The sequence below is a fragment of the Telmatospirillum siberiense genome (genome assembly GCF_002845745.1).
Taxonomy (GTDB): domain Bacteria; phylum Pseudomonadota; class Alphaproteobacteria; order Rhodospirillales; family Magnetospirillaceae; genus Telmatospirillum; species Telmatospirillum siberiense.
This window is the reverse complement of record NZ_PIUM01000020.1, coordinates 1-20548: the sequence shown is the minus strand read 5'-3', so window position 1 is coordinate 20548 and position 20548 is coordinate 1. Positions and strand designations below refer to the sequence as shown.

Below are 20548 nucleotides of genomic sequence, written 5' to 3'. Positions count from 1 at the left end.
GTAATATTTGATAAATAAGGCCTTCATAAAAAGATAATATTTTATCAATTTTAGATAATTCCAGCCTCTGTTAATCCAGGCCGCAGTCTTTAACCAGTCCTCCGGGGGGATGATCGTGTTATTCGACCATGCGGCAGTGATGTTTCTGCGGATTCCTGGACATCTTCATCGCGGCAATCGGCGGCGGGACCATGCCGGCGCCATCGGCGCCATCGCCCTCGGCGTCCTCGGTATCCTGCCAAACGCCCAGGCATGGGCAGCCGCCTGCGCCTCGGGCGGGACCATCACCTCGGCGACCACCATCTGCCAAACGCTCGCGGGCGGTGGTTCGCTGGTTGTCGGCAGTGGCGGTTCGGTGGCCTTGAGCAGCGGTACCGCCGTTTCCATCACCGCTCAGTCGAGCGGCGCCACTATCACCAATTCCGGCATCATCAGCGACACTGCCAGCGGCAAGCGGGCCATTACCCTGGCCGGCACCATCCAGAATACCACCATCATCAACGCGGCCGGCGCCACCGTCTCGGCCACCGGCGACGACGCCATCCACGGCGGATCGTCCTCCACCAAGATCTTGAGCGGGTCGATCGTCATCGACAATTCGGGTACCATCAGATCCCTTGGCACCACGTCAAGCACCAACGGCCAGGCCATCGACCTCGACAACACCGGCGGGACGATCTCGATCGTCATCGACAACCGAGCCGGCGGCCTGATTTCGTCCGCCGATTCGGACGCCATCCGGCCGGGCGAAAACGCCACCGTCAACAACTGGGGCACCATCATCGGAGCCTCGGTCAATGGTGACACCGGGAACGACGGTATCGATTTTCAGAGCCATGCCACGGGGACGGTCAACAACTATGCCGGCGCCACCATCAGCGGCGCCCGGCACGGCATTACCGGCTCAGGCGATATTACCGTCTACAACGCCGGCACCATCATCGGGAACCTGGGCTCGGGCATCAATCTCGATACCACCAGTGGTGTTGCCTCCATCGTCAATGCGGCGGGCGGACTGATTACCGGCAATGCCTCGGGCACATCGGACGGCGATGGCATCGACGTCGACTATCTGGTCAACATCACCAACGCCGGCACCATCCGGGCGACCGGCACCTGGAGCGGTGGTCTGTCGGAAGCCATTACCGTGGGCGGCGGCACCATCACCAATTCGGGGCTGATCACCAGCGTGCAGCGAGCCATCACGGTGGATGACAGCAACGGCGGCAACGCCTTCGCCGCGACCACCATCATCAATTCGCCAACGGGAACGATCATCGGCAACAACGGCCAGGCCATCTCGATCACCGATAGCTTTTCCGACACCATCGTTAATGCGGGTCTGATCGTCGGCAGCGTCTCCACCGGCGGCGGCGGCGATACGCTTACCAACAGCGGCATCATCAGGGGCGACATCACCGCCGGCGACGGGCTTTTCATCGCCGGCGGTGACAACGGGACCGTCGGGACGCTCAGCGGACTCGCGGGCGGCGTCGGCACCATCACGGCGACCGGGGTGGCCTTCACCTCGGGCAGCCTGTTTTTGGGCGACAATGTGGTGGTGAACGGAGGCGCGGGCACGGTGACCAACGCCGCCAGCCTGCAGATAGGCCGCGCCGTAACCATATCCGGCAACTATGTGCAAGGTTCCGGCGGCGCGCTGGTGGTCGTCCTGTCCTCGTCGAGCAGCGGCGCGCTGGTGATCACGGGAAGCGCCTCGCTGTCGGGCTCGCTCAAGGTGGTTTCCGACAGCGGCGTCGTGACGGCCGGCCAGACGGTGACCATCGTTTCCGCCGGCAGCCTTTCCGCCAGCAATCTGCAGACCAGTTCGAATCTTCTCTTCAACACCGTTTATACGATCACCGGAACCTCCATCGCGATGACGGCGCTGCCCTGGGCGGCGGTCGCCGCGACCGGTGGGGGATCGGTGGGGTCCACCCTCGACATGCTGTCGTCCAATACGGCCTATCAGTCTCTGTTGAGCCAGCTTACCCAGCTGTCGTCGGCCGGGCAGGCTCGCGCGTTGAAACAGCTGGGCGGATCGCCGACGACGGTGCAGATCAACACCGGGGCCGCCTTCGCGACGCCGACGACGGCGGTCATCGAACAGCATCAGATGGCCCGGGCCGGTGACGCGGTCGGCCTGGCAGCGGGCTCGCCGGCCGACCGCCGGGCCCTGTGGGGCCAAGTGCTGGGCAGCGGGGCCAGTCTCGACGGCGCCTATTCCGCCGCGTCCTGGGGACTATTGGTGGGCGGCGATCTCGAACTGATCCCGGACGTCACCGGCGGACTGGCGGCGAGCTGGCTCAGAACCAACGCGCATGGCACCGGCGACAGTTCGGGAAATCGAACCATGGCCGACAGCTATCAGCTGGCCGCCTACGGCAGCTGGCGGCCGGAAGGGGGGCAGGCCTTCCTGAACGGCCTTCTGGCCTTCGGGCAGGACCAGTACGACCAGTCGCGGCCCATCGATTTTCTGGGATCGAGAGCGTCGGCTGATTACGACGGGCAGCATTACCAGGCGAAGCTGGGCGGCGGTTACGACTTCGCCCTGGAGGGCATCCCCCACCCGGCGACGCTCTCGCCCTTGTTCAGCCTGCAATATATTCGTTCCGAACTCTCAGGCTATGCGGAGAGCGGGGCCGGGTTGGCCGACCTCTCGGTGAAAGCCAAGGGCTTCGATTCGGTGGAGAGCGAATTGGGCGGCCGGCTGGCCACGCGGGTTCCCATCGCCTGGGGCGTGCTGGCCAGCGATATCCAGGCCGGTTGGGTGCATTCCTATACCAACAATCCGGTGTCGGTGTCGGTCGCGATGGGCGGCGTCGCCTTCATAAGCCGAAGCGAGCGTCCCGCGGCGGACGGTGCCCGTCTCGGTCTTGGCGCCACACTGGAACGTTCGGACGATTTGTCCATTCGTCTCGAATATGATGGCGACTACCGCTCCGACTACCGCAGCCACACCGGGCTCTTGCAGATCCGCCAGGAGTTCTGAAGGTCTGCCGGATAATGTCGGGATCCGGCAGGAGGCGATGATCCGGCATTCGGTGACCGAAAGGCCGGCGTCATTTCTGCGGGTCGCTCACCCGCAAACCAAAAAGGCTTAGCGATTTCTCGCTAAGCCTTTTTCTTAGTTTGGTGGAGCCAGACGGGATCGAACCGTCGACCTCTACAATGCCATTGTAGCGCTCTCCCAGCTGAGCTATGGCCCCGAATTCTGGGGCGCGGTGGTTGGCCGCGCAGGTGCGGGAACATAGGGATTCCGAAAGGACCGTGCAAGCAAAAAAAGCATGCTCGCGACGCTTTCTCGGAGATCCCCGTCAGAGCTCGTGATCGAGGTCCTCGTCGATGTGTTCCATGACCTCGGCCATGTCGTCATCGTCCTCGCCCAGATCGGACGCGTCCTCGATCAGGCTCTCGTCTTCCTCGGCCTCTTCGCCGGCGGCGACGGTACCTTCCTCTTCCTCGATGACCTCCAGTTCCTCGCCGGCTTCGTCGAGATCGACCTTCTTGACGTCGCGGACGACGGCCGGAGCCTTGGCTTCGGCGACAGGCGCCGACTGCCGGCGCGCCTTGAAGGTCACCTCGGGCTCGACGGTTGCGCCGCATTTCGGGCAGATGATCGGCGAACGCGCCATATCATAGAAGCGGGCGCTACAGCTCTGGCAGGTGCGTTTCGCACCCCATTCCGGTTTGGCCACCCGTATCCTCCTTGAAACTCGCTGACTAGGTTGCTGTCGGGCCATTTGCCACGTAACCCAGGCCGTGTCAAAACGAAAAATCGACAATAGACGTCCGATAGTTTGTCGGCGAGCACCGCGTCGGCCTCTACCTTGCGCCGTCCGCCTGTGGTAGGAAGCCATATTCCATCGGTTCCGATCAGCGAAAGCAATCTTGCCCATGTCCGCCAAACCCTTGATATCCCATGCCGCCGCGTCGCTCTCCGGACAAGTCCGCGTTCCGGGTGACAAGTCCATCTCCCATCGCGCGCTGATGTTCGGCGCCCTGGCCATTGGTCAAAGCAGCATCGAAGGTTTGTTGGAGGGCGAGGATGTTCTGCGCACGGCCGCGGCCATGCGGGCGCTGGGCGCCGAGGTGACGCGCGGCGGCGATGGGCGCTGGACGCTGTTCGGCCGCGGTGTCGGCGGTTTGGCCGAACCGGAGGACGTTCTCGACATGGGCAATGCCGGAACCGGGGCCCGGTTGCTGATGGGCCTGGTGGCCAGCCACCCGTTCACCTCGGTCTTCACCGGCGATGCCTCCCTGCGTTCGCGGCCGATGCGCCGCGTCACCGAGCCGTTGGGCCGCATGGGGGCCGGGTTCGTCGGCCGTTCGGGTGGACGGCTGCCGCTGGCCGTCATCGGTACGGCCTCGCCCATCCCTATTTCCTACGAGCTTCCGATGCCGTCCGCCCAGGTCAAGTCGGCGGTGCTGCTGGCCGGCCTCAATACCCCCGGAACCACCACGGTGATCGAACGGGAGGCCACGCGCGATCATACCGAGCTGATGCTGAGAGGATTCGGCGCGAAGCTGACCGTCGAGGTCCTGGCCAATGGCGCACGGGCGATTTCGCTGACCGGCCAGCCTGAATTGACCGGCCAGTCCATCAAGGTCCCGGCCGATCCATCCTCCGCCGCTTTTCCCGTGGTCGCCGCCCTGTTGGTTGCCGGTTCGGCGATCACCGTCCAGGCGGTCGGCACCAATCCGTTGCGTTGCGGCCTTTATCAGACTCTTCTGGAAATGGGCGCGGACATCACCTACGCCAACGCCCGTGTCGAGGGCGGCGAGCCGGTGGCCGATCTGCTGGTCAGGGGATCGGAACTCAAGGGGGTCGACGTGCCGCCGGAGCGGGCGCCTTCGATGATCGACGAATATCCCATCCTGGCGGTGGCCGCGGCCTTCGCCAAGGGAACCACCCGCATGCGCGGCCTGGCCGAACTGCGGGTGAAGGAAAGCGATCGCCTGGCGGCCATGGCGCGCGGCCTGGAGGCGGCCGGCGTCACGCTGGAGGTCGAGGGCGACGACCTGATCGTCCATGGCGACGGCGGCCTGCCGGAAGGAGGGGTGTCCGTCCCGGTCAATCTCGACCACCGTATCGCCATGTCCTTTCTGGTCATGGGCATGGCGTCCCGCCGGCCGGTTCAGATCGACGACGCCAGTGCCATCGACACCAGCTTCCCCGGCTTCACCGAGATGATGAACGGCCTGGGAGCAAAGATTTCGCGGGTCGCAGAATGAGGCTGAACCACCGGAGCGGGCTTGCCCGCGACTGGGCCGTTGAGGCCCCGCGCCATCGTTGGCGCGCCAGCCAAGCCGGCGGATGCCGGCGCCCGGCGCCTGAGGGACAAATTATACAAACCCTTGCCCGCGACTGGGCCGTTGAGGCCCCGCGCCATCGTTGGCGCGCCAGCCAAGCCGGCGGATGCCGGCGCCCGGCGCCTGAGGGACAAATTATACAAACCCTTGCCCGCGACTGGGCCGTTGAGGCCCCGCGCCATCGTTGGCGCGCCAGCCAAGCCGGCGGATGCCGGCGCCCGGCGCCTGAGGGACAAATTATACAAACCCTTGCCCGCGACTGGGCCGTTGAGGCCCCGCGCCATCGTTGGCGCGCCAGCCAAGCCGGCGGATGCCGGCGCCCGGCGCCTGAGGGACAAATTATAAACCCCCGCCCGGCGTTTGAGGGCTATTTACAATGATCATCGCCATCGATGGGCCGGCTGCGGCCGGCAAGGGGACCTTGGCGAAGCGGCTGGCCGCCCACTTCGGTCTGAACTATCTCGACACCGGTTCTCTTTATCGCGCCGTCGGCGTTGCCGTGCTGCGCTCCGGCGGCGATCCGGCCGATCCGCCGGCGGCCGAGGCGGCGGCGCGGGCCCTCGATCCGGCGGGGCTCGCCGATCCCGCCCTGCGCGGCGAGGAAGCGGGCGGCGCGGCCTCGAAAGTAGCGGCGATTCCGGGGGTTCGCGCCGCTCTTCTCGATTTTCAGCGGGCCTATGCGGCCCGGGCGCCGGGGGCGGTCCTCGACGGTCGCGACATCGGCACCGTGGTCTGCCCCGACGCTCCCGTGAAACTCTTCGTCACGGCCAGTTTGGAAAGGCGTGCCGAACGGCGCTTGAAAGAGTTGCTTGACAAGGGACTCTCGGCTATAGGAGAGCGCGTCCTTCAAGAGATGAAGGATCGCGACGCGCGTGATTCCGCGCGGAGCGTGGCTCCCCTGGTTCCGGCCGCCGATGCGGTGTTGCTGGATACATCGGAGATGGACGCGGATGCGGCTTTTGCCGCCGCCGTGCGGATTATTTCCCAGCGACGCTTCGCCGGCTGACGCCGGTTTCGCGGAAGCAGGGTGGCCGTTCCTCTCGGCGGGGGAGCGGCTCGAAGTGTTTTCACTTTCCGCCGAAGACCGCCGGAGACAACCGGCCGGCCCGGATAAAGAAGTACTGAAAGGAATTCTTACTATGACGACTGCCACTGAATTTGCGACGACGGAAGACTTTGCGGCCCTGCTGGACGAGACGTTCGGTGAATCGGGCGCCTTCGAAGGCTCCGTGGTAAAAGGAACCGTTGTCGAGATCGACGGCGACTTCGCGGTGATCGACGTCGGACTGAAGTCCGAAGGACGCATCCCGCTCAAGGAATTCGGCATCCCCGGCCGTCCCGCCGACATCAAGGCCGGTGACGAGGTCGAGGTTTTCATCGAGCGTTACGAGGACAAGAACGGCGAAGTCATGCTGAGCCGTGAAAAGGCCCGGCGCGAGGAAGCCTGGACCCAGCTCGAGAAGTCCTTCCAGGACAACCAGCGGGTCAACGGCGTCATCTTCGGCCGCGTCAAGGGCGGCTTCACCGTCGATTTGTCGGGCGCCGTGGCGTTCCTGCCGGGCAGCCAGGTGGATATCCGCCCCGTCCGCGACATCGGCCCGCTGATGGGCACCCCGCAGCCCTTCCAGATCCTGAAGATGGACCGTTCGCGCGGCAACATCGTGGTGTCGCGTCGCGCCGTTCTCGAAGAGACCCGCGCCGAACAGCGTTCCGAGCTGATCGAAAGCCTGAAGGAAGGCCAGATCCTCGAGGGCGTGGTGAAGAACATCACCGATTACGGCGCCTTCGTCGACCTGGGTGGCGTCGATGGTCTTCTGCATGTCACCGACATCGCCTGGAAGCGCATCAACCATCCGTCGGAAGCGCTGCACATCGGCCAGTCGGTCAAGGTGCAGGTCATCCGCTTCAACTCCGAGACTCAGCGCATCAGCCTCGGCATCAAGCAGCTTGAGGCCGATCCGTGGGATGGCGTCGAGCAGAAGTATCCGGTGGGTGCCAAGTTCGTCGGCCGCGTCACCAACATCACCGACTACGGCGCCTTCGTCGAGCTGGAAGCCGGTGTCGAAGGTCTGGTGCACGTCTCCGAGATGTCCTGGACCAAGAAGAACGTCCATCCCGGCAAGATCGTCTCCACCTCCCAGGAGGTCGAGGTTCTGGTGCTCGACGTCGACGCCCAGAAGCGCCGCATCAGCCTGGGCCTCAAGCAGACCATGGCCAATCCGTGGGAAGGCTTCCTCGAGAAGTTCCCCATCGGAACCGAGGTCGAGGGCGAGGTCAAGAACATCACCGAGTTCGGCCTGTTCATCGGCCTGCCCGGCGAGATCGACGGCATGGTCCATCTGTCCGACATCGCCTGGGAGCGTCCCGGCGAGCAAGCCATTCTCGACTTCAAGAAGGCCGACATGGTCAAGGCCAAGGTCCTGGATGTCGATGTCGAGAAGGAACGCATCAGCCTCGGCATCAAGCAGCTCGGCGCCGATCCGTTCAAGGAAGCCATCGCCCATGTCAAGAAGGGCGACGTGGTGACCTGCACGGTGACCCAGGTTACCGAGAACGGCCTGGAAGTGGCCGTCGACGGTCTGACCGGCTTCATCCGCAAGAACGAGCTGGCGCGCGATCGTTCCGATCAGCGTCCGGATCGCTTCGCCGTCGGCGAGAAGCTCGACGCCAAGGTGACCGCCATCGACAAGGCGACCCGCAAGGTCACCCTGTCGGTCAAGGCTCGCGAGATCGAGGAAGAGAAGCAGGCGATGGCCGAATTCGGTTCGTCCGATTCGGGCGCCTCGCTGGGCGATATCCTGGGTGCGGCCTTCAACCGCGCCAAGGAAGAGAAGGCTCATTCGGAAGACAAGTAAGTCTTGCGGACTGACGCTTGAACCAGGAAAAGGGCGCCTCGGGGATACCGGGGCGCCTTTTTCACGTCCGGCGGTTTTATAAAAAAACTAACCATCATAAAGGCTTATCTTGACGGTGAGCCCAGGCTTTGGCAGGCTCTTCCGCGTATCTGAGATTACCTCTCAAGCCAGGAGCCAGAAACGCCCATGACCAAGTCGGAGCTGATCGCCCGCCTGGCGGAGTTGAATCCTCATCTCTACCAGCGCGACGTCGAGCGGATCGTTACCACCATTTTCGATGAAATCGCCACCGCGCTATCGCGTGGCGATCGCGTTGAACTGCGTGGGTTCGGAGCCTTTTCGGTGAAAAGGCGTGACGCTCGTCTGGGGCGCAATCCCAGGACCGGCCAATCCGTCGACGTTTCGGAAAAGGCCGTTCCGTTTTTTAAAACCGGCAAATTGTTGCGCGAGCGGCTGAACACGGGAAAATGACGCCCGTATCCGTCGACGCGCGGTTTGCCCTGAGCGATATGGGGCCCCGGTGAAGATCGTCTCGTGGGTTGTGGGTTTGCCCCTGGCCGTCGTCGTTGTGCTGTTCGCCCTATCCAATCGCCAAGGGGCGATCATCGGCCTGTGGCCGTTCGAAGACGGAATGGATCTGCCGGTCTATCTGATCGCGCTGGCGCCGCTGATCGCCGGTTTTCTGGCGGGTGCCGCGTTTGCCGGCTTCAAGGGATTGAAATATCGCCGGACCGCCCGCCGGCAGACGAAGCGCGTGGCCGATCTCGAACGTCAGTTGGAGGCGGCGAGGCCATCCGCTTCGCCGGCCGATTTGGCGCTTCCGCCGCCTTTATCCGGAGACCGTGCTTAATACCATGACCCGTAATCCCGTCTTTTGCGCCCTGGATACCACCGATCCCCAGGCGGCGCTGGCCTTGTCGCGGCGTCTGGCCGGTCTGGTCGGCGGCTTGAAGCTTGGTCTCGAATTCTTTTCGGCCAATGGCCCAGAGGGGGTGCGCGCGGTGTCCGACGGCGGTTTGCCGCTGTTTCTCGATCTTAAATTCCACGATATTCCGAACACCGTGGCGGGTGCCGTTCGTGGTGCTGTACGGTTGGGTCCCCAGATGGCCACCCTGCATGCCTGCGGCGGTCGCGAGATGATGAAGGCGGCCGTCGACGCGGCGGCGGACGCCGCGACGAAATGGGGGGTGGCGCGGCCCCAGTTGCTGGCCGTCACCGTGCTCACCAGCATGAGTCAGGACGATCTGGCGCAAAGCGGCGTGACCGGTCCCCTGGTCGATCAGGTCAGGCGTCTGGCCGCCCTGGCCCAGGAAGCCGGAGTGGACGGCGTCGTCTGTTCGCCACACGAGGTCGATGTTCTGCGTGCCCAATGCGGCCCCGAATTCCGCCTGGTCATTCCGGGCATCCGTCCGGCCTGGGCGGCGGCCAACGATCAGAAGCGCGTCCTGACCCCGGCTGAAGCCCTGGCCAAGGGCGCGGACTGGCTGGTGATCGGCCGGCCGATCACCGCCGCCGCCGATCCGGCGGAGGCGGCGCGTCGTATCCAGGACGAACTGGCGGGGGCGATATCGTGAGCCGGACCGATCCGGTCAAGGTGAAGATTTGCGGCTTGACCGACGAGGATGCGGTGGAGGCGGCGCTTGAGGCCGGCGCCGATTTCCTGGGAGTGGTCTTCTTCGATAAGAGTCCGCGCGGGCTGTCGCCCCTCCGCGCCGCCGAGATCCTGCAATGGGTCCCCGAAGAGGTGCGCAAGGTCGGTCTCTTCGTCGAGCCGGACGATGCCTTGTTGAACGAGGTGATGAACCAGGTCCGTTTGGATTTCTTTCAGTTGCACGGAGCCGAGACGCCCGAACGCGTGGAGCAGGTCCGGCAGGAATTCGGCATGCCGGTGATCAAGGCGGTGGGGATTTCCGCCGCGGCCGATCTCGATGCCGCGGCAGCCTATGCCGAGGTGGCCGACTGGCTGATGTTCGACGCCAAGGCGCCGGCCGGGGCCTCGCGCCCCGGCGGCAACGCGCAGGCCTTCGACTGGAGCATCCTCAAGGACCGCAAGTGGCCCTGTCCCTGGTTTCTGGCCGGAGGACTGACGGAAGCGAACGTGGCCGAGGCGATCCGTCTTTCGGGCGCCAAGGCGGTGGACGTCTCCTCCGGCGTTGAAAGCGCGCCGGGGGTAAAGGACGCCGACCTCATCGCCAAATTCATTGCGGCCGCGAAAGGAAAATAGGGGCCGGTGTGGTCCTTGCCGTCTTGAAGCCTTGGCGGTTCAGCCAGACCCTGGAGACACCATAGCGATCTTTCCCGAGTCCGTTCGGCGCCTTGGCGTTTAGAGGGCTCGAAAATTTCTCCGCATCGTCGCCGGTTTGTGCTTTATTAGCCACCTTTCGAGCCGATTAGGCAGGTTTATGCAGAACAGGAACACCCTTCGCGCGGGTCCCGATGAGCGCGGGCATTTCGGCATTTATGGCGGACGCTATGTCGCCGAGACCCTGATGCCGCTGATCCTCTCCGTCGAGCGGGCCTACGCCGCCGCCAAAGCCGATCCGGGCTTCGTGGCGGAACTCTCCTATTATCTGTCGAACTATGTCGGCCGTCCGAGTCCGCTCTATTTCGCCCAGCGTCTGACCGAGGCGTTCGGCGGCGCCAAGATCTATCTGAAGCGCGAAGACCTGAACCATACGGGCGCCCACAAGATCAACAATTGCATGGGCCAGATCCTTCTGGCCAAGCGCATGGGCAAGCGGCGCATCATCGCCGAGACCGGCGCCGGCCAGCATGGCGTGGCGACGGCCACCGTCTGCGCGCTGTTCGGCCTCAAATGCATCATCTTCATGGGGGCCACCGACATCGAGCGGCAGGCGCCCAACGTCTACCGCATGAAGCTGCTCGGCGCCGAGGTCCGGCCGGTCACCTCGGGAGCCGGAACCCTGAAGGACGCCATGAACGACGCCATGCGCGACTGGGTGGCGCATGTCGACGATACCTATTACATGATCGGCACGGTGGCGGGGCCGCATCCCTTCCCGGCCATGGTACGCGATTTCCAGTCGGTGATCGGCGAGGAAACCCGCACGCAGATCATGGCCGCCGAGGGGCGGCTGCCGGATTCCCTGGTGGCCTGCATCGGCGGCGGGTCCAACGCCATGGGCCTGTTTCATCCTTTCCTCGACGATTCGGACGTGCAGATCTTCGGCGTCGAGGCGGCCGGCTACGGCCTGGACACCGCGAAGCACGCCGCCTCGCTGAAGGGCGGCGCTCCTGGGGTGTTGCACGGCAACCGGACCTATCTGCTGCAGACCGATGATGGCCAGATCAACGAAGCCCATTCCATTTCGGCCGGCCTCGACTATCCCGGCATCGGCCCGGAACACGCTTGGCTGAACGATATCGGCCGCGTCAAATACGTCTCGGCGACCGATCATCAAGCCCTTGAGGCTTTTCAATTGACGACGAGCCTCGAAGGAATCATTCCGGCGCTGGAATCATCTCATGCCATCGCTTATGCGAAGACGGTCGCCCGTGATCTCGGGCCTGATCATCTGATGGTGGTATCGCTCTCGGGTCGTGGCGACAAGGATGTGGCGACGGTGGCCAAGGCCCTCGCCGATGGGGCCCTTCCCCCGGGAGATCTGTCATGAGCCGCATCGCGGGACGTTTCGCCGCGCTCAAGGCCGAAGGCCGGGCCGGGCTGGTCACCTTTCTGACCGCCGGCGATCCGGATCGCGCCACCGGCCAGGCCCTGCTCGACGGGTTGCCGGCCGCCGGTGCGGACCTGATCGAGATCGGCATGCCCTTTTCCGATCCGATGGCCGACGGACCGGCCATCCAAGCCTCGTCGCTCCGGGCGTTGAACGGCGGCGCCAATCTGGTCAGCACCCTGGAGATGGTCCGTAAATTCCGGACCAAGGACCAACTGACGCCGATCATCCTGATGGGGTATTACAATCCCGTTCACGCCCATGGCGTGGCCCCTTTCTGTGTGGAGGCCGCCGCCGCTGGCGTCGACGGCCTGATCATCGTCGATCTGCCGCCGGAGGAGGCCGAGGAATTGGCCGGGCCGGCCCGCGATCAGGGAATCGATTTCATCTTCCTGACGGCTCCGACCACCGACGACGCGCGTCTGCCCGTCGTCCTGGCCAGCGCTTCCGGCTTCGTCTATTACGTCTCGATCGCCGGTGTTACCGGCACGGCCTCGGCCAGCCTGGATACCATCGGCGGGGCCATGGCGCGTCTGCGCCGGCATACCTCCCTGCCGATCGCGGTCGGTTTCGGACTGAAAACGGCCGAACAGGTGACGGCGGTCGGCAAGCTCGCCGATGCCGCGGTGGTCGGATCGGCCATCGTGCAAAAACTGGCCGATGGCCTGATGCCGGACGGCAAGCCCAAGCCCGGCCTGGTCGGTGAGGTGCTGGCCTTCGTCGGTGAACTGTCCGCGGGTCTGCGGCTGGTGAAGGCTTGAATACTCCGCAGATGATGCAGATGAGAGCAGGACTAGTTCCATGAATTGGCTTACCAATTTCGTTCGTCCGAAGATCCAGCGACTGGTTCGTCCGCGCGAGGTGCCGGAAAATCTGTGGGATAAATGCCCGCAATGCGGCCATATGATTTTTCATCGCGATCTCGCCAAGACCTTGTCGGTCTGCCCGCATTGCGACCATCACATGCGTCTGGAGGTGAAGGCGCGCCTCGCCTCGCTGTTCGATGGCGGCCAATATCAGCGCATCGAATTGCCGAAGAGCGTGGTCGATCCGCTGAAGTTCCGCGACAGCAAGCGCTATGTCGACCGTCTGCGGGATTCTCAGGCCAAGACCTCGGAGCAGGACGCCATCGTTGTCGCCCATGGCAAGATCGGCGGCACCAACACGGTGATCGCCGCCTTCAATTTCGCCTTCATGGGCGGATCCATGGGCATGGCCGTCGGTGACGGCATCGTCGCCGCCGCCGAACTGGCCATATTGCAGGACGCCGCCCTGATCCTCATTCCGGCGTCGGGCGGTGCCCGTATGCAGGAAGGAATTCTGAGCCTGATGCAGATGGCGCGCACGACCGTCGCCGTCGACAAGGTGAAGGAGAAGGGGCTTCCCTACATCGTCCTGCTCACCGATCCGACCACCGGCGGCGTCTCGGCCTCCTTCGCCATGCTGGGCGACATCCATATCTCCGAACCCGGCGCGGTCATCGGTTTCGCCGGTGCCCGGGTCATCGAGACGACCATTCGCGAAAAGCTCCCCGACGGGTTCCAGCGCGCCGAATATCTGCTGGAGCATGGCATGGTGGACATGGTCGTGCATCGCCACAAGTTGCCCGAGACCCTGGCGACGCTGCTCGGCCTTTTGCGCCATCGCGGTCCGGCCGGCCAGGTCTTGAGCCTGCCGGTGGATATTCCAGATAGTTTCGAGACCGATACGGGTGATTGACGCCACACTCGAGCGTCTCAAGGGACTGCATCCGAAGGTCATCGACCTGGCGCTCGACCGCCTTCTCGGCTTGCTGGAGGCCCTCGGCCATCCGGAACGGACCCTGCCACCGGTGGTGCATGTCGCCGGCACCAATGGCAAGGGCTCGACGCTCGCCTATCTCAGATCCATCGCCGAGGCGGCGGGGAAGGACGTTCACGTCTATACCTCGCCGCATCTGGTGCGGTTCGCCGAGCGCATCCGCGTCGCCGGGGAAATCATCGATGATGCGGCATTGGACGGCATCCTGGCCCTGTGCGAAGAGCGGAACGCCGGCCGTCCGATCACCTTTTTCGAAATCACCACGGCGGCCGCCTTCCTGGCCTTCTCCCGCGCTTCGGCCGATCTTTGCCTGTTGGAAACCGGTCTCGGCGGCCGTTTCGACGCCACCAACGTCATCGAGCGGCCGGCGCTCACCCTGTTGACGCCGGTATCCTTCGACCATCAGGCCTTCCTTGGCGACAGCCTGGACGCCATCGCCTTCGAGAAGGCCGGCATCATGAAACCGGGCGTTCCCTGCGTTTCGGCACGTCAGGAGCCGGAGGCGATGGCCGTCATCGGCCGGCGCGCCGAGGCCCTGGACGTCCCGCTGTTCGTCGAGGATCGCGATTGGCGGGTCGAGCCGACCCCCGGCGGATTCCGCTTTATCATGGGGGCGGAAGTGGTTTCCCTTCCTCTTCCCGCCCTGCCCGGTCCGCACCAGATCCACAACGCCGGTCTGGCGGTCGCCGCGACCAGGCTTCTGGCGGGCGTCATGGCGCCGGCCACCGCCACCCTGGCCGCCGGCCTGCGGCAGGCCGAATGGCCGGCGAGATTGCAGCGGCTGCGCCGCGGTCCGCTGATCTCCTGTTTGCCCGACGGCGCCGAATTGTGGCTGGACGGTGGACACAATCCCTCGGCCGGTCAGGCGCTGGCCCGGTTCATCGCGGAAAACTGGACCGACCGATCGCTCGATCTGGTCGCCGGGATGCTGGATACCAAGGACAGCCGGGGGTTCTTCTCCCCCCTGGCGCCGCTGGTCCGTCGCATGAAGGGTGTCTCCATTCCCGGTGAGGCCCATTCGCGGAGCGCCGAACAGGTCTGTGCCGCGGCGCGCGACGAAGGGCTGGTCGCCGAGCCCGCCGCCAGCGTGGCGGACGCCTTGGCGGATCTGTGCGGAAAACCCGATGTCGGCCGCATCCTGATTTGCGGCAGCCTCTATCTGGCCGGCACGGTGCTGGCCGAGAATGGCTGACGGGTTCGCCTATAAGTGCAGGATAAGCCCGCCCCTTGTAGGCTATGGCATTCACGCATGGCTAATTTGTCGTCTTATCAGTGCATTGTCATCCTTGGATAAAACAGTGGCACCGGTCTCTCCGTGCCGGTGATCCGCCGACAGGCGGACCCTTTCCGGCTTCCGCCGGAACACCGGCAGGGACGCCTTAACCCTCGCCCCTTGCGGGAGAGGGGACTTGCGCGCGTCGAGCGCGGAAGAAGTGTGCAGAAACAAACAAGTCTTTATGTGGCGCGGACGCTAAGTCCCCCTCACCCGGCCGCTAAAGCGGCCACCCTCTCCCGCAAAGCGGGCGAGGGTTAAGCGGCCACGAATTCAGACCGCTATCGTAACGGTCATCGCATCGGTCCTCATCGCCATATTTGACTTCAATTGGATCCGGAAAACTAGCATACTGACATACAGAATGTCACAGACACGGTCTGTCTGCCGAATTGCCACGCACCTGGGCGATGACCGGCATTCCGGTCCTCGCGTCAGGACATAATACCTTGAGATAAAATGTAAAAATAAGTGGAAGGAGAGAATCCAGAATGCGTTTCACCATCCTGACCCCGGATGCCCAATACCCGGATGACGCTCTCGTTGAACGGAAAGTCGCCGGTCCGGACGTCGAATTCCGTCTTCACCGCACGCGCGACCCGGCGGCGATTCCGCTGGAGGATCTCGAGGCATGCGACGCTTTCCTCGTCTGGCACGAGATGAAGATCGATCGGACTCTGATCGGGAAGGCGAAAAAGTGCCGCGTCATCGTGCGGGCCGGGGTGGGGTTCAACCATATCAATCTGGAGGATGCCGCCGCCGCCGGAATTCCGGTGTGCAACACGCCCGACTACGGCACCAGCGAAGTGGCCGATCACACCATCGCCTTTCTGCTGTCGTTGGCCCGCGGCATTCCCGAATTTCAGGATCGCATGCGCCGGGACATCCGCAGTCCCTGGCAATATCCGGAAACGACCTGCATGCGGCGCATCCGGGGCACCACGCTCGGTCTGGTCGGTCTCGGCCGTATCGGAACGGCGACCGCCTTGCGGGCGAAAGCCTTCGGACTGCATGTGGTCGTCTATGATCCTTATGTGTCGCGGGGAACCGAGATCGCCGTCGGCGTGCAACGGGTCGAATCGCTCGAAGCCCTCCTCGGCCTCAGCGATATCGTCAGCCTGCACTGCCCTCTGACCCCGGAAACTACCGGTTTGATGAATGCGGCGGCCTTCGCCGCCATGAAGCCGGGAGCCCTGTTCCTCAATACCGCCCGCGGGCCGGTCGTCGATCTCGACGCGCTTCATCAGGCCTTGCGGAGCGGACAGGTTGCCGGCGCGGCGCTCGATGTGCTGCCCACGGAACCGCCTTCACCCGATGAGCCGCTCATTCGCGATTATCTCGCCCAGGCCGACTGGCTCAAGGGACGCCTTTTGCTGACCCCGCACGGCGCCTGGAACAGCCCGGAAAGCCGCTTTGACGCCCGCCGTTTGTCGATCGAGACGGTGATGACCTATCTGACCGAGGGAAAACTGCGCAATCTCGTCAATGGAGACCTGCTCGACCGGTCCCGGATGCGCGCCTGACGGGTTGGCCCGACGACGGTTCTGGTCCATGATGACGCCCGGAGGGTAGGCCTTCGGGCGTTGGATATTTCATTAAAAAAGGGCAATCGGCGGCGCCCATTGAATTCGAAGGAAGGATTGGATGGAGCGCATAGAACGTGCGAAGTCGCTGACCGAGCTTGTCACCAACACCCTGCGCCATTCCATCGTCGAGGGTGAGTTGGAGCTGGGCGAAGCCTTGTCCGAGTCGAAGATCGCCAGCCGCCTGGACGTCAGCCGGACCCCCGTCCGGGAAGCCTTCGCCCGCCTGGAAATCGAAGGCCTGGTCTTCGCCGAACCGCAAAAAAACACCCGCGTCTTTACCCTGGGACCGAAAGATTTCGCCGATATCTGCGATGTGCGTTGTTGCCTTGAGGCCAAGGCGCTGGCCTTGGCGATGGAGCGGCGCCGGAAGGATCTGGCCGCCGCCCTGGCCGAAACGACGAGGCGGATGACCGAGGCCCGCGAGACGGGCCAGACCCGGGCCTATCTGCGGCTCGACACGCAGTTTCATCAGCGGATTTTCGACCATGCGGACAATGTCTTTCTCAACGACGCCTATCAGACGGTCGCGTCGAAAATCGCCGCGCTGCGGAACCGCCTCGGCTCCCATCCCGACCATTTGAAGAAAGGGTTCGCCGAGCATTTGCGCTTGTCCGAGCTAATCGCGCGGGGCGGGTTGGGCGAGGCGCTGGAACTGCTCGACGCCCATATCGCCCGGAGAGAGGGGTCGTTCTGGAATCTCGACGACGGTCTCTCCGGCCGGGATGGCGGCGTTACTCCGAAGGGGATGCGGCCGAATAGTGCGCTCCAAAAAGATCGGCTGCCTTCAACGCCGTGACCACCATATCCGGGGTGACCGGAAAAGGTTCGTTGTGGATGTTGGATCCGGGCTGGCAAGCCTTGGCCGCGACGGTCGTCAGGGCTTCGTCGTCGCCGGCGTCGCAGGCGATCTGGCTCAGCCGGACCGGCAATCCGACGTCGCGGCAGAACGCGAACAGGGCGCGGCGTTCCTCCTCGGCGCGTTCGGACAGGAAAAGGGAGGCGAGCAGACCGAAGGCGACTTTCTCGCCGTGCATGTAGCGGGCCGTCTGCGGCAGCATGGTCAATCCATTATGGATGGCATGAGCCGCCCCCAGACCGCCGGATTCGAAGCCAATGCCCGACAGCAGGACGGTCGCTTCGACGACGGCGTCCAGGTCCGGCGTGGCCAGATGCGCCCGGCAATCGTTCACCGCCTGGCGTCCGCGCTCGAGAATGGTGTCGCGGCAGAGCCTGGCGGCCGCGTGGGCCAGGGCAGTTCCGGTGACCCCGGAAATGGTGCCCGAATGGGAGCGGCGACAGGAATCCGCTTCATACCAGGTCGCCAGGCCGTCGCCGATGCCGGCGGCGAAAAATCGGACGGGGGCCTTGGCGATCAGGGCCGTATCGACGATCACCAGGTCGGGATTGCGTAGAGTGAGCCGTCCGCTCATCACGCCGTTCTCGTCATAGACAATGGAAATTCCCGAACAGGGGGCATCGGACGCGGCAATGGTCGGGGCACTGACGAAAGCCATGCCCGCTGCCGATGCCGCCGAGCGGCCGACGTCGAGGACGCTGCCACCGCCGAAGGCCACCAGGACCGTGGCGTCGCTTTTCTTGGCGATGGCGGCGATATTTTCGATGATCGGATGAGTGCAATGGCCGGTGAAGAGATGGCTGACGACGGAAACGTCGGTCAAGCCGTCGAGATAGGGTGTGATCTGGTCGGCGACGAAATGATCGACCAGGGCGAACACCTTGCTGCCCAACCGCTTGAGTTCCGGACCGAGTTGATGCAGCGCCCCGGCGCCTTGCACATAGCGTCTGGGGAAAACGGACGTTCTTATCATTGGCGATTCCTCCCAATGCCTTGCCCCCTGGGACGGGAATGACATCAAGGCTGATCTTGAAGACTGACATACAGCATGCTGGCATACAGAATGTCAAGACGGCTATGCCGGGAGGGCTGGGCGCCGTCGCATCAAAAGTAGGGGAAGGATACTGAACAGGGCCGCGCCGATCAGATAATAGGCGATGGCCAGTTTATCGCCGGTGTAGCCCAGCAGCGCCGTCACGATGACCGGCGTGAAGCCGCCGAAGATCGTCACTCCGAACGAATAGGACAGGGAGACGCCCGTGGCCCTGACCGTGGTGGGGAAAAGCTCCCCGAGGACGGTCGATGCGGTACTGGCGTAAAGCGCCAGGAAAAGAGCGATGGAGATCTGGGCGAGGCAAAGACTGCCGAGACCGGGATGATTGATCAGGAACCAGAAGGCCGGATAGGCGACGAGGCCGATGCCGATGGCGCCCGTTATCAGGCAGCGGAGCCGGCCGACGGCGTCGCTCAGCCGGCCAGCCAGGGGGCAGACGATCAGCATGGTGATGCCGTAGGAAATCTGGCCGATGTAGCTTTGCTGCAGACTGAGATGAATTTCGCGAACGGCGTAGGTGGTGAAATAATTGGAGACATAAGTGGCGACCGTCCACAGCACCATGACCAAGATGCCGAGGAGAACGGAGCGGATATGGCGGACGACGAGCGTCAATATGCGTGACTCCCGCGCCTCTTTCCTGACCGACAGGAAGGCCGGCGTCTCCTCGACGCGCGAGCGGATATAGAAGCCGACGGGCGCGATCAGCAGTCCGATCATGAAGGCTATTCGCCAGAAGCCGTTCATGATCTCGTCTTGCGAAAACAATTGGGTCATCACGACGCCGACGAGGCCGGTGACGAGGACGGCGCAGCCTTGCGACGTCTGCTGGAGGGCGGAATAAAAGCCGCGCCGCTTCAACGGCGCATTTTCGAGCAGCGTGGCCACCGCTCCGCCGACTTCGCCGCCCGCCGAGAACCCCTGGAGGATACGCCCCAGGGTGACCAGAATGGGGGCGGCCAGCCCGATGCTGTGGTAGGTCGGGCAAAAAGCGATGACGGCGGTCCCGGCCGCCATCATCAGGATCGTCACGCTCAAGGCGCCCTTCCGGCCATGCCGGTCGGCATAGGCGCCGATGACGAGCGCACCCAGCGGCCGGGCCAGAAACCCCATGCCAAAGGTCACGAAGGTCAGGATCAGGGCGACATAGTCGTTACCCGGCGGGAAAAAAGCCTTGGAAATCGGTACGGCGAACATGGCGTAGGCAATGAAGTCGTAGATTTCCAGCAGGTTGCCCACCGTGGCGGCGGCAATCGCCTTGGCACCCATGGTGGTCGGACGTGGGGGAATGTTTTCAGCCGCCGGCGCCGGTTCCACGCTTATTTCTCCCCAGGGTGACCACTCTCATCATACGACTCCCATCGCCGAGGCGGAGGAGTTAAAAAAAGCCCCGCTCTCCTGGCGGAGGCGGGGCCTGTGACATCGACGAGGGGTGCCGGCCGCCTTAGAGCACCGACTGGACCCACTCGTAGAGCTTGCTCTTCGGCAGGGCGCCGATCTTGGTGGCGGCGACCTGACCGTCCTTGAAGATCATCAGCGTCGGAATTCCGCGGACACCGTATTTGCTGGGGGTCTGCGGGTTTTCATCGATGTTGATTTTGGTGACGGTGATCTTGCCGACCAGTTCGGTGGACAACTCCTCCAAGGCCGGGGCGATCTGCCGGCAGGGACCGCACCACTCCGCCCAGAAGTCCACGAGCACCGGTCCGCCCGCCTTGAGCACGTCCGCCTCAAACGAGCTATCCGTGATATGTTTCATTATCTTCCTACCTTTGCAGCGACCAGGCGCAGGGCCTTCGAATCTTGAGCCGCGACTCTAAAGTTTGCCGGACCCCTCCGTCAAGGCGCGGCAGGATCGCGGACGACGACCCTTAATCTGGCCATGAAACCGTCCTGCGGCAAGGGGGCGCAGGGCAATCGGGTGAACCCGGTTGCCCTGCTTTAAATTTTTGTCCCTCACACGCCGGGCGGCGGACATCCGTCCACCTCGGGCTTCCTCCGTTACGCTTCGGGGATCGCGGTAGGGACGCTCATTGCTGAGCGCCCCCCGCACAGATCCGTACGTGCGGCTTTCCCGCATACGGCTCCCACCTCGGGTATTTGACGGCGAACCTCT

The 20548-nt window shown here is 63.9% G+C and carries 18 protein-coding genes and 1 tRNA gene; 14 read left to right on the top strand and 5 right to left on the bottom strand.

Annotated features, from left to right (window positions below):
- Positions 1 to 115 precede the first annotated feature (115 nt).
- The gene (locus CWS72_RS16270) at positions 116 to 2992 is read left to right on the top strand and encodes an autotransporter outer membrane beta-barrel domain-containing protein (protein WP_146002776.1); all 2877 of its coding nucleotides are present in this window, start codon (positions 116 to 118) and stop codon (positions 2990 to 2992) included.
- Positions 2993 to 3133: 141 nt separating this feature from the next.
- Here the strand turns inward: CWS72_RS16270 and CWS72_RS16265 are convergent.
- Both CWS72_RS16265 and CWS72_RS16260 read right to left on the bottom strand, forming a co-directional pair.
- Positions 3134 to 3209: transfer RNA gene (locus CWS72_RS16265), tRNA-Ala, on the bottom strand.
- 108 nt (positions 3210 to 3317) lie between these two features.
- The gene (locus CWS72_RS16260) at positions 3318 to 3698 is read right to left on the bottom strand and encodes a TIGR02300 family protein (RefSeq protein WP_101251687.1); all 381 of its coding nucleotides are present in this window, start codon (positions 3696 to 3698) and stop codon (positions 3318 to 3320) included.
- A 199-nt stretch (positions 3699 to 3897) separates the two neighbouring features.
- Here CWS72_RS16260 and aroA point away from each other — a divergent pair, with 199 nt between their 5' ends.
- The 13 genes from aroA (at position 3898) to CWS72_RS16190 (ending at position 17318) form a co-directional block, all read left to right on the top strand.
- Positions 3898 to 5235: a 3-phosphoshikimate 1-carboxyvinyltransferase gene (aroA, locus tag CWS72_RS16255; RefSeq protein ID WP_101251686.1), complete on the top strand. Its 1338-nt coding sequence runs from the start codon at positions 3898 to 3900 to the stop codon at positions 5233 to 5235.
- 454 nt (positions 5236 to 5689) lie between these two features.
- Positions 5690 to 6319: a (d)CMP kinase gene (locus tag CWS72_RS16245; RefSeq protein ID WP_101251684.1), complete on the top strand. Its 630-nt coding sequence runs from the start codon at positions 5690 to 5692 to the stop codon at positions 6317 to 6319.
- Between the two features lie 133 nt (positions 6320 to 6452).
- Complete coding sequence (gene rpsA, locus CWS72_RS16240) at positions 6453 to 8168, top strand: 30S ribosomal protein S1 (RefSeq protein ID WP_101251683.1); 1716 nt, start codon at positions 6453 to 6455, stop codon at positions 8166 to 8168.
- Between the two features lie 186 nt (positions 8169 to 8354).
- Positions 8355 to 8639, top strand: coding sequence for an integration host factor subunit beta (ihfB, locus tag CWS72_RS16235; protein ID WP_101251682.1), 285 nt, complete (start codon positions 8355 to 8357; stop codon positions 8637 to 8639).
- Positions 8640 to 8688: 49 nt separating this feature from the next.
- Entirely contained in the window at positions 8689 to 9018 is a 330-nt protein-coding gene (locus CWS72_RS16230) for a lipopolysaccharide assembly protein LapA domain-containing protein (protein WP_101251681.1), read from the top strand.
- A gap of 4 nt (positions 9019 to 9022) precedes the next feature.
- Entirely contained in the window at positions 9023 to 9742 is a 720-nt protein-coding gene (gene pyrF / locus CWS72_RS16225; RefSeq protein ID WP_101251680.1) for an orotidine-5'-phosphate decarboxylase, read from the top strand.
- A complete protein-coding gene (locus CWS72_RS16220) occupies positions 9739 to 10392 on the top strand; it encodes a phosphoribosylanthranilate isomerase (RefSeq protein WP_101251679.1) in 654 nt (217 codons plus the stop codon). Before pyrF ends, CWS72_RS16220 begins: the two co-directional genes overlap by 4 nt.
- 178 nt (positions 10393 to 10570) lie before the next feature.
- Positions 10571 to 11803, top strand: coding sequence for a tryptophan synthase subunit beta (gene trpB / locus CWS72_RS16215; RefSeq protein ID WP_101251678.1), 1233 nt, complete (start codon positions 10571 to 10573; stop codon positions 11801 to 11803).
- Positions 11800 to 12624: a tryptophan synthase subunit alpha gene (gene trpA / locus CWS72_RS16210; protein WP_101251677.1), complete on the top strand. Its 825-nt coding sequence runs from the start codon at positions 11800 to 11802 to the stop codon at positions 12622 to 12624. Before trpB ends, trpA begins: the two co-directional genes overlap by 4 nt.
- 40 nt (positions 12625 to 12664) lie before the next feature.
- Positions 12665 to 13582 (top strand): acetyl-CoA carboxylase, carboxyltransferase subunit beta, encoded by a 918-nt coding sequence (gene accD, locus CWS72_RS16205; RefSeq protein WP_101251676.1) that lies wholly within the window; start codon positions 12665 to 12667, stop codon positions 13580 to 13582.
- Positions 13575 to 14855, top strand: a complete 1281-nt coding sequence (locus CWS72_RS16200; RefSeq protein ID WP_101251675.1) for a bifunctional folylpolyglutamate synthase/dihydrofolate synthase — start codon at positions 13575 to 13577, stop codon at positions 14853 to 14855. The genes accD and CWS72_RS16200 overlap by 8 nt, the downstream gene beginning before the upstream one ends.
- Before the next feature lie 572 nt (positions 14856 to 15427).
- Complete coding sequence (locus tag CWS72_RS16195) at positions 15428 to 16459, top strand: C-terminal binding protein (RefSeq protein ID WP_101251674.1); 1032 nt, start codon at positions 15428 to 15430, stop codon at positions 16457 to 16459.
- Positions 16460 to 16580: 121 nt separating this feature from the next.
- Complete coding sequence (locus tag CWS72_RS16190; RefSeq protein ID WP_101251673.1) at positions 16581 to 17318, top strand: GntR family transcriptional regulator; 738 nt, start codon at positions 16581 to 16583, stop codon at positions 17316 to 17318.
- On the opposite strand, the gene CWS72_RS16185 is transcribed toward CWS72_RS16190, so the two are convergent.
- From CWS72_RS16185 to trxA, 3 genes are all read right to left on the bottom strand, one after another.
- Entirely contained in the window at positions 17254 to 18351 is a 1098-nt protein-coding gene (locus tag CWS72_RS16185; RefSeq protein WP_158240686.1) for a glycerol dehydrogenase, read from the bottom strand. The genes CWS72_RS16190 and CWS72_RS16185 overlap by 65 nt on opposite strands.
- A gap of 102 nt (positions 18352 to 18453) precedes the next feature.
- Complete coding sequence (locus CWS72_RS16180; RefSeq protein WP_199175729.1) at positions 18454 to 19749, bottom strand: MFS transporter; 1296 nt, start codon at positions 19747 to 19749, stop codon at positions 18454 to 18456.
- A gap of 127 nt (positions 19750 to 19876) precedes the next feature.
- Positions 19877 to 20191, bottom strand: coding sequence for a thioredoxin TrxA (gene trxA, locus CWS72_RS16175; RefSeq protein WP_101251670.1), 315 nt, complete (start codon positions 20189 to 20191; stop codon positions 19877 to 19879).
- Between the last annotated feature and the right edge of the window lie 357 nt (positions 20192 to 20548).